The organism is Luteolibacter sp. Y139 (assembly GCF_038066715.1).
In the GTDB taxonomy this organism is placed as follows: domain Bacteria; phylum Verrucomicrobiota; class Verrucomicrobiia; order Verrucomicrobiales; family Akkermansiaceae; genus Haloferula; species Haloferula soli.
The window spans coordinates 1-15,832 of record NZ_JBBUKT010000014.1 but is presented as its reverse complement, the minus strand read 5'-3'; the positions used below and the strand labels follow the sequence as shown (position 1 = coordinate 15,832).

General features: G+C 62.4%; 13 protein-coding genes. 3 read left to right on the top strand and 10 right to left on the bottom strand.

The genetic code is table 11. The features are described from left to right. Window positions 1–75: 75 nt before the first annotated feature. The 9 genes from secA to WKV53_RS25125 form a co-directional block, all read right to left on the bottom strand. Complete coding sequence (secA, locus tag WKV53_RS25165) at window positions 76–3,255, bottom strand: preprotein translocase subunit SecA (protein WP_341407597.1); 3,180 nt, start codon at window positions 3,253–3,255, stop codon at window positions 76–78. A 155-nt stretch (window positions 3,256–3,410) separates the two neighbouring features. Continuing rightward, window positions 3,411–4,199: an SDR family oxidoreductase gene (locus tag WKV53_RS25160; RefSeq protein ID WP_341407596.1), complete on the bottom strand. Its 789-nt coding sequence runs from the start codon at window positions 4,197–4,199 to the stop codon at window positions 3,411–3,413. Between the two features lie 67 nt (window positions 4,200–4,266). Then, window positions 4,267–5,106 carry a metal ABC transporter permease gene (locus WKV53_RS25155; protein WP_341407595.1) on the bottom strand — a complete coding sequence of 280 codons (840 nt, stop codon included), beginning with the start codon at window positions 5,104–5,106 and terminating at the stop codon, window positions 4,267–4,269. After that, entirely contained in the window at window positions 5,093–5,959 is an 867-nt protein-coding gene (locus tag WKV53_RS25150) for a metal ABC transporter permease (RefSeq protein WP_341407594.1), read from the bottom strand. Before WKV53_RS25150 ends, WKV53_RS25155 begins: the two co-directional genes overlap by 14 nt. Next, a complete protein-coding gene (locus WKV53_RS25145) occupies window positions 5,956–6,852 on the bottom strand; it encodes an ATP-binding cassette domain-containing protein (protein ID WP_341407593.1) in 897 nt (298 codons plus the stop codon). Before WKV53_RS25145 ends, WKV53_RS25150 begins: the two co-directional genes overlap by 4 nt. Continuing rightward, window positions 6,849–7,724, bottom strand: a complete 876-nt coding sequence (locus WKV53_RS25140) for a metal ABC transporter substrate-binding protein (RefSeq protein WP_345789685.1) — start codon at window positions 7,722–7,724, stop codon at window positions 6,849–6,851. Before WKV53_RS25140 ends, WKV53_RS25145 begins: the two co-directional genes overlap by 4 nt. Before the next feature lie 111 nt (window positions 7,725–7,835). Continuing rightward, the gene (locus tag WKV53_RS25135) at window positions 7,836–8,594 is read right to left on the bottom strand and encodes a transporter (protein ID WP_341407591.1); all 759 of its coding nucleotides are present in this window, start codon (window positions 8,592–8,594) and stop codon (window positions 7,836–7,838) included. A gap of 83 nt (window positions 8,595–8,677) precedes the next feature. Then, window positions 8,678–9,277 (bottom strand): HAD family hydrolase, encoded by a 600-nt coding sequence (locus tag WKV53_RS25130; protein ID WP_341407590.1) that lies wholly within the window; start codon window positions 9,275–9,277, stop codon window positions 8,678–8,680. A 57-nt stretch (window positions 9,278–9,334) separates the two neighbouring features. Then, window positions 9,335–10,180, bottom strand: a complete 846-nt coding sequence (locus tag WKV53_RS25125; RefSeq protein WP_341407589.1) for a hypothetical protein — start codon at window positions 10,178–10,180, stop codon at window positions 9,335–9,337. A gap of 109 nt (window positions 10,181–10,289) precedes the next feature. On the opposite strand from WKV53_RS25125, the gene WKV53_RS25120 reads away from it, so the two are divergent. Then, on the top strand, window positions 10,290–11,195 hold the full coding sequence (locus WKV53_RS25120; protein WP_341407588.1) for an ankyrin repeat domain-containing protein: 906 nt from the start codon (window positions 10,290–10,292) through the stop codon (window positions 11,193–11,195). Window positions 11,196–11,224: 29 nt separating this feature from the next. Here the strand turns inward: WKV53_RS25120 and WKV53_RS25115 are convergent, their stop codons facing one another. Continuing rightward, entirely contained in the window at window positions 11,225–12,334 is a 1,110-nt protein-coding gene (locus WKV53_RS25115; protein WP_341407587.1) for an MGDG synthase family glycosyltransferase, read from the bottom strand. A 77-nt stretch (window positions 12,335–12,411) separates the two neighbouring features. Here WKV53_RS25115 and WKV53_RS25110 point away from each other — a divergent pair, with 77 nt between their 5' ends. Both WKV53_RS25110 and WKV53_RS25105 read left to right on the top strand, forming a co-directional pair. Continuing rightward, window positions 12,412–13,509 (top strand): hypothetical protein, encoded by a 1,098-nt coding sequence (locus tag WKV53_RS25110; protein ID WP_341407586.1) that lies wholly within the window; start codon window positions 12,412–12,414, stop codon window positions 13,507–13,509. Between the two features lie 34 nt (window positions 13,510–13,543). Continuing rightward, complete coding sequence (locus WKV53_RS25105) at window positions 13,544–15,736, top strand: sulfatase family protein (RefSeq protein WP_341407585.1); 2,193 nt, start codon at window positions 13,544–13,546, stop codon at window positions 15,734–15,736. The last annotated feature ends 96 nt before the right edge of the window (window positions 15,737–15,832 follow it).

Here is a 15,832-nt window from a genome sequence, read left to right as displayed (position 1 = left end):
TATCCCGCGCTCCCAGTAAAAGAAAAAGCCGGGGCGTTTCCGCTCCGGCTTCTTCGTGATGATTGTTAGAGCGGCTCAGGCTTCCTTGCCGTGGCACTGCTTGAACTTCTTGCCCGAGCCACAGGGGCAGGGGGCATTGCGGTTCGGCTCGCTGGAGTCGCTGGTATCGCTGGAGCCGCCGATGTTGAAGCTCGGCGGACGGCGCTTCGGCAGGTTGAGCTTGATCTCGCCGCTGTCGCTTTCCTGAAGCAGGGCGGAGCCAAGGGTGCCGGGCTCTTCGCCGCCGTGAAGCTGCTGCGGCATGCCGTGGAGCTGGCGCAGGATGGCTTCGAGGTTGCCAGCGGAGCGGAAGAGATTCTGGAGGGCTTCCTGCTCGATGCTCGACATCAAGGTCTGGAACAGCTCGTAGGCTTCCACCTTGTATTCGATGAGCGGATCCTTCTGGCCTTGGGCGCGGAGGTGAACGCCTTCACGAAGGGCGTCCATGTTGTAAAGGTGGGCCTGCCACTGGCGGTCGATCGCGGCGAGCATCATGCGGCGCTCTTCCTGATCGAGAATCTCCGGCGGGAGCCCATCGACGCGGTGGCCGTAGGCTTCCTTCACGCGGGCGATCAACGTGTTCGAAATGTCCTCGGCGGTCTTGGCCGTGGCTTCGAGGTCTGCGGCAGTGAAGGGGATCGGCAGGGTGGAATTCACCCAGTGCAGCAGCTCATTGTAGTCGGGATTCGACTCGTCGCGATCAGCGAGGAAGCTTTCGACCTTCTGCGGGATGACCTTCTCGATGATCTCGTCGACCAGGTCGCGCGGCTGCTCGGTGCTGAGCACTTCATTGCGATAGCCGTAAACGACTTCGCGCTGCTTGTTCATCACGTCGTCGAACTCAAGCACGCGCTTGCGCCACGTGTAGTTGCGCTGCTCGACGCGCTTCTGAGCGGTCTCAACCGACTTGTTCAGCCACGAGTGCTCGAGCGCCTCGCCTTCCTGCATGCCGAAGCGCTCCATCATGGAGGTCATGCGGTCGGCGGCGGCGAAGTTGCGCATCAGGTCGTCTTCGAACGAGATGAAGAACTGGCTCAGGCCCGGGTCACCCTGACGGGCGCAACGGCCGCGGAGCTGGCGGTCGACGCGGCGCGATTCATAGCGCTCGGTGCCCATCACGAACAGACCGCCGAGGGCGGCGACGCCTTCGCCGAGTTTGATGTCGGTGCCGCGACCCGCCATGTTGGTGGAGATGACCACCGCGCCACGCTGGCCGGCACTGGCGATGATCTCCGCTTCCTGCATGTGGAACTTCGCGTTCAACACGGTGTGCGGGATCTTGCTGCGCTTCAGCATGCGCGAGACCGTTTCCGAGGCATCGACGGACGCGGTGCCGACGAGCACCGGTTGGCCCTTGGCGTGGGCGTCCTCGATCTTCTTGATGACGGCGTTGTACTTCTCGCGGCGGGTCTTGAAGACCTGGTCGTTCTCGTCCTTCCGCTGGTTCGGGCGGTTGGCCGGGATCGGCAGCACGTCGAGCTTGTAGATGTCGGAGAACTCGGCCGCTTCGGTTTCCGCGGTGCCGGTCATGCCCGCCAGCTTTTCGTAGAGGCGGAAGTAGTTCTGGATCGTGATGGTCGCGAAGGTCTGGGTCTCCTTTTCGATGGCGACGCCTTCCTTGGCTTCCACCGCCTGGTGCAGGCCATCCGACCAGCGGCGGCCAGCCATCTTGCGGCCGGTGTTTTCGTCGACGATGACGACCTTGCCTTCCTCGACCACGTACTGGACGTCCTTTTCATAGACGCAGTAGGCCTTCAGAAGCTGGGAGATATTGTGCATCTTCTCCGCCTGCGAATCCAGCTTCTGCTGGGCTGCTTCCTTGCGGGCGATGCGATCCTCTTCGCTGAGCGAGGAGTCGTTTTCGATATCGGCGAAAAGAGTGCCGATGTCGGGGAGAACGAAGGCTTCCGGATCGTTCGGAGAGAGGAAGTCGCGGCCCTTTTCCATCAGGTCGGAGTCGTGGCTCTTCTCGTCGATGGTGAAGAAGAGTTCTTCCTTGAGAGCGAAGAGTTCCTTCTTCTGGGCATCCTGGTAGAAGGAAAGTTCCGTCTTCTCGATCAGGCGGCGCATGTCCGGCTCCTGCATCATGCGCATGAGCTGGCGATTGCGCGGCTGGCCGAGCTTCACCTTGAAGAGCGCGCGGCCGGCAGTGTCGAGGTCGCCGGCATCCTGGGCCTTTTTCGCCTCGGACATCAGCTCGTTGCAAAGCGCGGTCTGCTGGCGGACGATCTGTTCCACCAGCGGCTTGTACTTGTCGAACTGGTGGCTGGAGACGGAGGACGGGCCGGAAATGATCAGCGGCGTACGGGCTTCGTCGATGAGGATCGAATCCACTTCGTCGATGATGGCGAAGTAGTGGCCATGCTGGACCTGCTCGTCCTTGGTCGACGCCATGCCATTGTCGCGCAGGTAGTCGAAGCCGAACTCGGAGTTCGTTCCGTAGGTGATGTCGCAGCCGTAATGCTCGCGGCGGTCCCATGGCGGCATCTGGTTCTGGATACAACCGATCGTCAGGCCGAGGAACTTGAAGAGCGAACCCATCCAGTCCGAGTCGCGTCGGGCAAGGTAGTCATTGACCGTGATGACGTGGACGCCGAGGCCGGTCAGGGCATTCAGGTAGACCGGCAGGGTGGCGACGAGGGTCTTGCCTTCACCCGTCATCATTTCCGCGATCATCCCGCGGTGCAGGGCGATGCCGCCGACGAGCTGGGTATCGAAATGGACCATTTCCCACTTCAGCGGCTGGTCGCAGACGTCGATGGTGCTGCCACACATGCGGCGGGCAGCGTTTTTGACGACGGCGTAGGCCTCGGGCAGGATCTTTTCGAGGTAGGCGGCGCGGGACTTGATGAAATCGCCTTGGATTTCGTGGAAGGCGTTCTTTGCCTCCTCGATCGACTCGGCATTGGCCTCCACTTTCGCCGGGAGGCTGGAGAATTCCTCGCGCAGGCGCTGGAGGCGGCCATTCATGTAGGCGGCGGCCTCGGCCAGGCCATCGGCATCCATCCGCTGGAGCTGGGGCTTGGTGGCGACCTTGAGATCGTGGTAGCGGGACAGGTGGTCCTGCCACTTGGCGGTCATTTCACGCAGCTTTTCCTCGGGCTCCCGCTGCAGAGCCTCCTCGATTTCCTTGATGCGCTCGACGGTCGGGCGGATCCGGCGCAATTCGCGCTGGTTCTTCGAGCCGACGATTTTCTGAAGGATCCACTTGATCATGTGAAAGGAAGGTAGGGAGCCGGGTTGCTGCCGGGGCGGACGCCATACACCCGGAAATCGCGGGGTGCAAGCGGCACGGCAGGCCGGGTTTGCCCCGATTTGTAGCCGATGTCAGGGGTTTCCCTGACGTCTGCCACACCGTCGGGGCGTCGGGGTCAGATCTTCATCGCGTTGAAACCGCCGTCCACGACCATTTCGGTGCCGGTGATGAAGGCGCCGGCCTTGTTCGAGGCGAGCAGCAGGGTGGCGCCGATCAGGTCGTCCGGGGAGCCGAAGCGGCTCATCGGCGTCTGGCGGAGGATGTCGAGCACGCGGCTCTCATCCAGCACCTTGCGGTTTTGCTCGGCGGGGAAGAAGCCGGGGACCAGCGTATTGACGCGGATCGAATACTCGGCCCACTCGCGAGCGAGGTTCTTGGAAAGATTGTGCACCGCGGCCTTGCTGGCGGAGTAGGTGAAGACGCGGGAAAGCGGCACCAGGGCGGACATCGAGCCGAGGTTGATGATCGAGGCGGGGATGCCCTCGTCGATGAAGTATTTGCCGAAGACCTGGCAGGCGCGGAACACGGCGGTCACGTTCGTGTCCATGATCCGCTGGAATTCCTCCTCCTGGATGTCGAGGAACGGGGTGGGGGAATTGATGCCAGCGCCGTTGATGAGGATATCCACCTTGCCGGAGCGCTCGACGACGCCTTGGACGAGTTCCTGCAGAGACTCGCGAGAGGTCACGTCGACCGGCAGGAAATAGCCCTTGCCGCCGAATTCCTCGATTTCAGCGAGGTTGCGCTCGGCCTTTTCGCGGATGCGACCGACCAGCACGACCTCAGCGCCGGCACGGGCCAGACCCTGCGCCATGCAGCCGCAAAGCTCCCCGGTGCCCCCGATGACGACGGCGGTTTGTCCCTCGAGGCCGAACAGGTCTTTGAAATAGGCAGCGGTTTGCATCTCCACGGAGGTTCTTCACCTCACCTCGCCGCGGCAAGCGGAATGAGCGCGCATGACGGGGGCCGGTTCAGGCCCCGTTTTTCCGTCTCGCCGCGCCGAAAATCCCATATTTCGGGGCAAACAGCAGCGACCCGGCAAACGCCAGCGCCTGCGTCAGGACGATGCAGGCCCCGGTCGCTCCGTCGATGTGGTAGCTGATGAAAATGCCCACCACCGTGGATGCCACCGCCGAGCCGATGGCGATCAGCAGCATCCGGTCGAAGCGGTCCGTCCAGAGGTGGGCGATGCAGCCGGGGGTGACGAGCATGGCCACCACCAGGATGATGCCGACGGCTTGAAGGGCGACGACGATCGCCAGCGAGAGCAGGGAGAGGAGGAGGTAATTCAGGAAGCGCTCGCGCAGGCCGAGCACCTTGGCTTGGGCCGGATCGAAGCAGATCAGCAACAGGTCACGCCGCAGCAAGGCGATGATGGCAAAGATGCCACCTCCCATGAAGAAGCTCTCCAGCCGCTGCTGCTTGGTGATGCCGAGGATGTTTCCGTAGAGAATGTGATCTAGGTGCAGGTCGGAGGCGGTCCGGCTGAAAATCACCAGGCCGAAGGCGAACAGGCCGGTGAAGACCACGCCCATCACGGTGTCCTCCTTGATCCGGCTGTTCTGCTTGATGAAGCCGGTGCTGACCGCGCACAGCAGCCCGGACGTGAATGCCCCGAGGGCCAACGGCAGTCCTGCAATGTAGGCGAGCACGATCCCCGGGAGCACGGCGTGCGAAATGGCGTCGCCCATCAGCGACCAGCCCTTGAGGATCAGGAAGCACGAGAGCATCGCGCACATCGCCGCGATCACGCTGCCGACGAGCAGCGCGTCCTGCATGAAGGTGAAACGCAGTGGCTCAAACAGGTCCATCGAGCGGGGTGGTTTCCCGGCCACGGCGCTTCGACGCGATCAGGCCGTGTTTCGGGGCAAAGATGAAGGCGGCGAGGAAGACCAGCGTCTGCAAGGTCACGATGCAGCCGCCGGTGGCGCCATTGAAGAAGTAGCTGGCGTAGGCGCCGGCCAGCGAGGTCACCGCGCCCATCAGCGAGGAAAGCCACAGCATGGTGCTGAACCGGTCCGTGAGCAGGTAGGCGGTCGCGCCCGGGGTGACCAGCATGGCGACGACCAGCACGGCACCGACGGCTTGCAAGGCAGCGACCGCGGTGGCGGACAGGAGCGTGAGCAGGAGCAAGTGTAGCCATCCCACCGGCAGGCCCAGCGTGCGGGCTTGATTGGGATCGAAGCAGAAGAGCATCAAGTCCTTCCATTTCAGTCCCAGCACCAGCAGCGTGACCGCGCTGATCATGATGACTTGGAGGATGTCCGGATCGGAAATGCCGAGGATATTGCCGAAGATGATGGTCTTGAGGTTGACCCGCGCCGGCCTGATCGAGATCAGCAGCAATCCGAGGGCGAAGAAAGTCGTGAAGACGATGCCAATCGTCGCGTCCTCGCGGATGCGGCTTTGGGTTTTCACGAAGGCCATTGCGCCCGCCGCCAGCAAGCCGGCGATGAAGGCTCCCAAGGCGAACGGCACGCTGTAAATGTAGGCCAGCGCCACGCCCGGCACGACCGCATGCGAAAGCGCATCGCCCATCAGCGACCAGCCCTTCAGCGTGACGAAGGAGGAAAGAAATCCGCACACCCCGCCGATGAGCGCGCTCACCCAGATGGCGCGCAGCATGTAGTCGTAGTGCAGAGGCGTGAGGAGATCAGCGATCATCCTTCATCCTCCTCCTCGCGCTGCTTCACGATATGCTCCCTTCCCTGGCGGTCCTTGTATTCAAGGTGGCCGTCCTTGCCGAAGACCAGCGGGCGCTCGTCGTCGGTGAGCACGCGCACGGCGCGGCCGTCGTGGTCCTGGATGGTGGATTCCTCAAAGTGGAATTGCCGCAGTACGCCGCCGAAAGCCTTTGTCAGGTTCTTCTCGGTGAAGACCTCATGTGTGTCGCCGTAAGCGAGCACGGTGCGATTGATCAACACGACTTGGTCGCAGAATTCCGGCACGCTGCCGAGGTTGTGGGTGGAGACGAGAATGATGCAGCCCGACTCGCGCAACTCGCGCAGCAGGGCAATGATCGCTTCCTCGGTTTTCACATCCACGCCGGTGAACGGCTCGTCTAACAGGATGATCCGCGCGCCCTGTGCGAGCGCCCGGGCGAGGAAGACGCGCTTCTTTTGCCCGCCGCTGAGCTCGCCGATCTGGCGTTCGCGGAAGTCCCACATTGAGACACGCTGCAAGCTCTGCTCCACGGCGAGTTTGTCCGCAGCGCGGGGGATGCGCAGGAAATTCATCGCGCCGTAGCGGCCCATCATGGCCACATCGGTGACATTGACGGGGAACTGCCAATCGACCTCCTCCGACTGCGGCACGTAGGCGACCAGGTTTTCCTTGAGCGCCACGTGCACTGGCTTGCCATTGATGCGGACCGCACCACGGTCTGGCCGGACGAAGCCCATGATGCTCTTGAAAAGGGTGGACTTCCCGCTGCCATTCACGCCGACCAGCGCGCAGATGGTGCCGCCCTTCAGGTGGAAGGTCGCATCGTGGAGCGCGCGGTGGCCATTCGAGTAGGCTACCGAAACGGATTCCACATCGAGGGTCAGCTCGCTCATGGGTGGAAGCCTTTCACGATCGTATCGGCATTGACCTCCAGCAGCTTCAGGTAAGTCGGCGCCGGGCCGGCCGCGTCGGTCAGCGAATCGACAAACAGCACACCGCCGTAACGCGCGCCGGTCTCCTTGCTCACTTGCTTGGCCGGCTTGTCGCTCACCGTGCTTTCGGAAAAGACCACCGGGATCTTGTTGGCTCGGATGCCATCGATGACTTTCTGCACCTGCTGCGGCGTGCCCTGCGAGTCGGCATTGATCGGCCACAGGTAGAGCTGCTTCAGCCCGTAGTTCGCACAGAGGTAGGAGAAGGCACCTTCGCTACTGACCAGCCAACGCTGGTCGTCCGGGATGGCCGAAAGCTTCTCCCGCACCGGCTCATCGAGCGCCTTGATCTTGGCGGCATACGCGGCGGCGTTGGCGGTGTAGGTCGCCTCATTCGCTGGATCCATTTTCACCAGCGCCTTGCGGATGTTCTCCACGTAGATCGCGGCATTGGCCGGCGACATCCAGGCGTGCGGGTTCGGCTTGCCGGTGTAGGGACCTTCACTGATGCCCATCGGCGCGATGCCTTCGGTGAGCACGGCGCTCGGCACGTCCTTCACGTTTTGGAAGAACTTCTCGAACCACAGCTCGAGGTTGAGGCCGTTCCATAGCACGAGGTCAGCGCTCTGGGCCTTAACGATGTCTTTCGGCGTCGGCTCGTAGCCGTGGATCTCCGCGCCGGGCTTGGTGATCGATTCTACATCAGCGGCATCACCGGCGACCTCGCGGGCCATGTCGGCGATGATGGTGAAGCTGGTGACGACCTTCTTTTTCCCGCTGGAGGAGGTGGCGGATTTTGTGGAATCGCAGCCGGCGAAAAGGACGGCCCCCATCGCGAGGGCGAGCACGGCGCGGCGCTTCAGGAAGCCGTTGGACACGGCCGGAGTTTGGGGTCGAATCGGGTTCATCGCAACGTAGAATCTTAGCGGAGGCTAAATTTTGGGTTAAAACTTCTTACTCAGGCCGAGGAACGGGGTCACGTCCGCCGAAGCATCGGTCAGGCCAAGCCGGACGCCGCCGTCGAGCTGGGTGGTGGAATCCAGCGCGTAGGTGCAGCCGGTGTTGAAATAGGCCTCGGTGTGGTCGTCCGAGTCGGCGCTGAAAATGCCGACCAGTTCGAAGAACGCGGCCATCTTGTCGGTGATTGCGTGGCTGGCAGTGGCGGAGTTCAGGGAAACCGCGTGGTAGCCGCTGCCGTCCGAGTCCTCGGCGATATCGAGCTGGGTCATCACCGCGCAGCTCCACTCGCCCGGGCCCTCAAAGGCGAGCGGGACGATGATACCTCCCTCCAGCTTGCCGTTGCCGAGGTCGCTGTGGGCGGTGGGAAGCTTGAGGTAGGGCATCACGGCGAGTGCGGTGGAGCTCTCGTCATTTCCCCAGAGGTTGCGCTTCAGGCGGATCTCGATGTCGCCGAAACCCTCCGCGCCGCTGTCCTCGTGGGTGTAGAAGGGGATCACGACTTGGAGGTCGGTGCAGGGATTGAGGCCGTATTTGGCGTTCAGCTCGCCGAGCGAAACGCTGTCCTCATCGCCATCGCGGGTCCAAGCGATGGCCTCCATCTCGAACTGAAAGTGACCGGCATCGACGGTGTAGGCGCTTTCGGTGGTGTCCGGCCGGTCGGTGCTCAGTGGACGAAGTTCCTCTGCTGCAAGGGGAGCGGCCAGCGCTGGAAACAACAGCAGGCGGAAGGTTGGGTTAGTCATTGGATGAAAAATTAGCCAAGGCTAATTTTGACGCAAGCCTTTCGTTCTAACAATTGGTCCGGCCCCGGATCAGCGGGCGAAACTCACCCGTGCAGCAACTCCGTCGCCAGCCAGCGCTCGAAGGCGGCGTGGTCGTTCAGGTCATACTGCCACGAGCGGAAACCGAGCTTCCTGCCGGTCTCGATGTTTGCCGGCAGATCGTCGATGTAGCGAGTCTCCGCCGGCTTCAGGCCATGGGCAGTGATCGCGTGGTGGTAGATCGCCGGCTCCGGTTTGATCGAGCCGGTCTCGTAGGAAAGCACCGCGCCGCCGAAGTGGCGGAAGACCTCATAGGTCTCGAAAATCCACGGGCAATGGATGCCATTGGTATTCGAAAACAGGATCAGCTGGTGGCCGCCCGCCGCGAGGCTCTCGATCACCTGCCACATCGGCAGGTTCGGCGTGAAGATGTTCCGCCAGGCGTGAAGGAAGTCCGCCTCGCTGACCGACGAGCCCAGGCGCTCGATCGCCCACGGAACGTATTCGGTGACCGGGATGCGCCCGCCTTCAAAGTCGTCCTTCTTCTCTAACAAAACCGACAGCCGCTCCGGGCCGTTCTCGGTTCCCGGCGGCAGCAGCTTGGCAAGCGAGGGCTCGAAGTGGAAATCGAGGATCACCTTGCCGATGTCGAAGAGGAAGGTCATGGGGTAGGGGAACGCTGAAGGAAGACGAGAGGCCTGCCAATCGCAGAGTGCCGGTCCTCAGTGCATGCCTTCTGTCGTAGTAGCTTCCTGCGAAGCATTCAGCCGTCCTTCAAAATTGGAGAGGACCGTTTTCAGAACGAGCGCGTAGTCCGATGAAATGGATGTGGATCCCGTGGCGACGGCCTGTTCGATCTGTCCTCTGGCGATGTTGAAGTGGCTGCTTGCGTCCTGTTGTTTGCCAGCGCGCAGGGAGATATCTGCCAGCGCGAGATGTGAGTCTGCCAGGGAGACTTGTTGAAGAGGATCGCCCGGGGAATCCAACGCCAGCTTCTCACGGATGGAGTGATTGGCTTCCAAACGATATCTAGCGTCATCGAGGTCTCCTTTTTTCAAGGCCATCTTGCCCATGGACGCGTAGGATGTGGAGAGAGGAAGCTGCCACTGGAGGTTCCCGGGCTCGCTTCGGGACAATTGTTCGAGATGACCGAGCGCGATACGGTGCCATTCCACGACCTGATCTTCCTCTCCTTCCGACTGTTTCAGAGCGTCCCCGAGCTTGCCGAAGGCATATGCGAGCAGGTTCTGAATCTTCGGATCGTCCGGATGGCTGGAGTGCAACCTGCGTGCGGCCAAAAAGGCGGCGAAGTAATATCGCCCGGCTTCAACCGACTCCATGGCGGCCAAGGCGCGGTCACCATTCCTGATGGAAGCTGCGATCCGAGACTCGGCATCGCCGGGACCAGAAAGGGATGTGGAGGAATCCAGGTGCTCTCCTGACCGAGATGACAGCAATCCGGGAGGTCGGCTCTTTCTTGTGGATTCTTCATTGGAACCCGCTTGCCAGAAGAACCAAGCGGCGAAGCCCAAAAGCAACGGCAGCGTGACGAGGATCCGGTGTGGCACTTTCCGGAGTATCTCCATTTTTGTCCGCTTGGCGAGCAGGGAGGGCGTGCCCGGAGCAAGTCCGGGCTTCTCCCTGTCACGATCTGGAATCTAACTTCCCGCATCGCCCATGGAGCCAACATCCGTCCTTCTCATTGAAGCCGCGTTCCGCGGTGATATGGAAGCTGTCGAATCGCTGTTATCGGAAGGGGCGAGGGTCGATGCCGAAGACAAGGGACTCACGCCGTTGCATGCCGCGATTGAGAACGGGCAGACGGAAGTGGTCCGGCGCTTGCTCGAAGTGGGTGCGGACATCGAAGCGATTTCCTTGGCAGGCACGCCATTGGCGCATGCGGTGGACCTGGTCATCGATACGGCTCTCCAGAGTGGCACGCCGGTCGAACGAGAATCCACCGAGGTGATCGACCTTCTTATCGCTGCCGGCGCAAACATCGAAGCCGGATTGGAGGTCGCCCGCGACTATGGCTGCGCCTTCATCGAGGAGCACCTGATGCGGAGGAAGCGCGAGGTCAAAGAGGCTTCCATCGGAATGCTTCTGGAGAAGTTGAATCAAGAGTTCTCCGACATCAGCTACCCGGGAGATGATCAATTGGCGGATTCATATCCGAACGAATGGGAAGCAACGTTGGACAACCTCTGTGGAAAGGATTGGCGCGATGTGGAAGCCAAAGACTTCGATTCCCAAGGTGGTGTGATCGAGGGCATCCAAGCGCTCGGCAGCAAAGGATTCCTCTACTTCCTTCCGGGCTTGGTGCGGATTTTTCTCACGGATCCTGTCAGCCGGTATTCGGTCGGTTATGGGCTGCTGACTTGGTTCACGGTGCCTGAGGGCATAAAGCCCGACGATTCCCAGATTGTGGTCCTCCACGCACTTCCTTCCGCTCGCCGGGACTTCATGGTGCGGTTTTTTGGGGTCTTCCGAATATTGGAGCCCGATTTGAGTCCCGCTATCGTGGATGCGGCAATTGTCAGCCTCAGGGCTGGAGTGGTGACTGCCTATAGGTTCGTCCGGTGAGACAGTGGCTCAGCCCGCCAAGCTGCCCTTCACTTTCCCGTTTCGCACCGTCCCAGCACATGCCTCGCAGAGGCAATCGCCCCCGCATTCCGTCCATGCGCGGCGAGCTTGCGCTTCATGCCTCGCCACAAGGCAGCATCGTCGGCAAGCAGGTCCGTCACGGCAGCTCGCATGGTTTCCGGCGTGTCCGCCAGGCGACCACCGCCGACCGCCTCTAACAAGCGAAGATTGCCTTCTTCCTGACCGGGGACCAGGTGGTGCACCAGCATCGGGCATCGGGCCGCGAGCGCCTCGTGGACGGTCGCGCCGCCGGCCTTGCCGATGACCATGTGGTGGCTGTTGAGCAGCTGCGGGACCTTGCGGGTCCAGCCCTTGACCTTCACGCGGCCGGGGAAGGCATCGCGGATCTCCTTCGCCTTCTTCCACAGATGGCGGACGTTCTTGCCGAGCACGATCGTGATCTCGGTGCGCGGAGACGCTTGGAGGACGGCCTTGGCGAAGCGCCGGACCTGAAGGCGGCGGGAGGTGGTGAAAAAGAGTACCTTGAAGGGCTCGCAGGCATCACTTGCCGCGACCGGGGTGAGCCGGGAAAAAGCGGGATTCACCGGGAAGCCGGTATCGATCACGCGCTCCGCCGGGAGACCGCCGCGGACCATCGCGTCGCGCGTGTAGGGATCGGAGACCAGCCACTCGGCGGTCGGGCATTTCAGCCAGGCGGCATTGATTTCGATCGAGTCGGTGACGACGGTGAAGATCTTCGGCGGATTCGGATTTCCCTCCAGCAGGCGCTCGAGGAAATACGGGTAGAGCGGGTAGGTGGCGACGATCGCGTCCGGTTTCCATGTGTCCACCAGCTCGCCGAGCTTCCGCTCCGGCTTCCGCATCAGCGGCATCCGCTGCTTGGAGAAATCGACGTCCGCGGTGCGCAGATACACCTGATACCAGAGCCGGGGAAACCGCGTGGTGACGAAGCGGTAGCCATTGCAGATCCAGCGGGTGGTGTGAGGGGTTCCCAGCATGCAGGGATCCGCTACCCGGGCCTCGGCGCCAACTTCCTGGAGCGCCAGCGCCAGATTGCGGGCGGCGCTATTGTGGCCTTCGCCGAAGGCGGCAGTGCAAATGAGGATCCGGGCAGGCATCGGCGGTTGGCGCGCGGTTCATAAGCCAAATCGAGGCATTGCGTCGAACGGCTTTTGCGGTTTTCGTCGGCCAACGCATGTCCGAGCCCGATCCAAAGCTGCGCGTCGTCGACGACGAGGCCGAGAAGACCGATGACGGAGTGGTGCGGCTGAAGGCGGCGGGCACGTCCTTCGAGCAGGTCCAGCGGCTCGCCCCGCAAGAGGTGGCCGAGGCCCCGGCGCGGCTGGAATCCGAGCCTCGGGATAATTTCGGGGGCCGCAGCCAGGAGCCCGGCGTCGAGGCGATCCTCGACAAGGAGGAAGTCGCCGAAAACGTGGAGCAGCCCTGGGGGCTGCGCGATGGCCGGCTGGCGGGGGTGCCCTATGGTTGGTTCATCCTGGTGATGGTGGCTGTGATCGTGGCGGGAGTCTGGGCGGTGATCCAGATGCGGAAGGGCGAGCAGCACGTGGCCCAGCGTCTGGCCGTGGTGCGGGATATGAACGAGGACGATGCGGCGGAGGAGCGCGCCGCGCGGGAGCTGGTCGACCGGATCGAAAAGGTGGTCCACGACTTTCTCGCGGCGGACACCATCGAGAAGATTCTGCCGGTGGTGCGCCAGCCGGATCGGGTGAAGCCCTTGATCGAGGAGGAGTGGAAGGTCCGGCCGAAACGCGCGATGAAATTTGCCCGTCTGACGACCTTCCAGCCGGCCAGCATTGCCGGCGGCAATTTCTGGATCATCCGCGCGGAAACCCGCGATGCAGGATCGCAAAACCTGATCGTGGAGCAGAATGGCGACACCGACGTGAGGGTGGATTGGGAAACCTTCGTCTGCTACCAGCCGATGGATTGGGACCGCTACCGGACGGAGCGTCCCACCAATGCCATGGATTTCCGGGTCTGGGTGACCCCGGATTCCTTCTACAGCCACGAGTTCTCGAATGCCGGGCGCTGGCGATGCTACCGGGTGAATATCCGCGATTCGGAGGAATCCCTCTTTGGGTATGCGCCTGTCGGCAGCGACGTGGCCCGCGATCTGGACGAGTTTTTCAAACGGGAACCGGACGGAAAGGCCACGATCATCGCCCGGCTGCGCTTTCCAGCCGGCGGCCAGTCGCCGCGCGGCGTGGTGATCGACAAGCTGGTCGAGCCGCGCTGGATGTATGTGACGGACCCTTCCAAGGACCGCCCTTGATCCCGGCGAGCGGTCCTGCGAGCGTCCCGCCCGCGTGACGAAAACGACAACTCAAGCGGACAAGTGGTGGCGCTGGCTCAAGGGCACGGCCGCGGGCTCGGGGCTCTGGCTGGCCGCACTTTTCCTGTGGTCGCTGTGGGCACTCGCCTCCAGCACCGAGCAGATGGACAACAAGTTCAGCCAGATCGCCCGCAGCGAGCACCTGTCGTTCATGATCGGGCAAAACCTGCTCGTCTTGCTGGGGTACCTCATCCTCTGGGTGGCGGCGATCCTGGTGCTGCTGCCGGCGGTGGCGACCCTGCGGAAACGTTTTCCCTCTTCAAGGCGCGGTGCCGCCTTGATCCCGGCCTTCCTGATGGGGATGGCCATCCACAGCTACTTCATCCTGCGGATGGCGTACAAGCGTCCCTACTTCCTGAGTGAAGGGGACTACGGGCACTGGTACTTCCGCATTCCTGAGCTCTGGCCGGTGGCGGTGCGTCCCTACATCAATGGAGCGCTGTTCACCGTGCTGCCGGGTCTGGTGGCCGTGGCAGTCGTGGTCTGGTGGCTGCGTCGGATGGGCCCGCGGGTGCGTTGGTCCTTCGTAAGCGCGGCGTTGATTTTCACCGCCGTCGCTTTCCTCTGGCCGCATGAAAAGGGGAGCGCGGTGGTGAAGCCGGTGGCGGAAGGCAAGCAGCTGCCGAACATCATCATCATCGGCTCGGACTCATTGCGCGGCGATCGGGTCGGCTACAGCGGCTACCAACCTGAACGCAAGAACGGCCCCGCTGCCGCCGAAGGCGTTTCGCCGAAGATCGATGCGTGGGCGAAGGATGCCGTTCGCTTCGAGCGCTGCTTCACGCCCATCGCCTCCACGCTGGAGTCCTCGGTGAGCATGCTTTCCTCCTCCTATCCGCACAGCCATGGCCTCCGTCACATGTTCCCGACGCGGAAGCAGATCGAGGACGCGCGAGGGCGCATCCGCACGCTGCCCGACGTGCTCGCCGAGAGCGGCTACGATACCGCGGTGCTGGGCGATTGGTGTGCCAACTACAGCACCCAGATGCCGCTCGGCTTCCAGGACGTCTCGGTCTCCAGCTACGACAATTTCCGCATGTATATCAGCCAGGCCGTGCTGCTCGCGCACTCGGTGGTGCCACTCTATTTCGACAATGCCGTCGGCTACCGGATCTTCCCGCAGATCAGCTCCTTCGCGCGCTTCGTCACTCCGGATGTGGTGACCACCCGCGTCGAGGACAAGCTGGCAGCCCAGGCGGCGAGCGGGCGGCCGTTTTTCTGGCACGTCTTCTACTCCTGCAATCACCTGCCATACAGCTGCGGCCAGCCCTATACCCGCTACTTCACCGATCCTGCCTACAGCGGGAAGAACAAGACGCAGGTGGATTTCGACATCAACAAGTTCGTCAGCGGCACCGACATGGAGGACAAGCTGAAGGCCCTCCCACCGGAGGATATCCGCCAGATTCGCGCACTCTACGATGGCTGCACGCGCCACTTCGACGATTGTTTCGCCCGGATCCATGCGGCGCTGGAGAAGAACGGCCTCGCCAAGAACACCATCATCGTGGTCACGGCGGACCATGGCGACGATCTCTACGAGCCGGGCGTCGCACTGACCCACGGTCTCGGTTTCAATGGTGGCGACCATTGCTCGCACCTGCCGCTCGCCATCGCCGGTCCCGGGATCAGCAGCAAGTCGGTGCCGGAGCAGATCCGGACCATCGATCTCGCGCCGACCTTGTTAGACCTTGTGGGCATCGGAAAGCCTGCCAACTGGGAAGGCCACAGCCTCGCAGGTTGGATGAGTGGCAAGGATGCGCCGCTCGACCTGCCATTCTACGGCGAGACGAGCTTTCCTTACATCCTGTTTCGCGTGCCGGGCGTTGAGCGGCCGCCGATTCTGCCGATGGATGAAATGGTCACGATCGATCGCGACTACGACTACCACTTCGTCCTGCCGGAGAAGTGGGATGACGCCGTGGTTTCATCCAAGCAGCGGGTTCTGCGCACCCGCCACTGGAAGGTGGTGGCGACGCCGACCAAGTCGGGCGACCGCCACTACGGGCTCTTCCATCTCGATACCGATCCCGATTGCCGCAGCGATCTTTCCAGCGGCCGGCCGGAAGTGCTGGAGGTGATGAAGGCCGCGCTCGATTCGTGGATCGACAAGCACGTCGAGACGCCGATCCAAGGGATCTTCCCGAACGGCGAGCCGCAGGGCTGAGGCTGGGTGCGCGGGCCTGTATAGACCGGGTACATCGTTAACAGGTGTTCGGGGACATGGTTTACACCTCCGGAGAGGAGCAAGCCATGCCTTGGA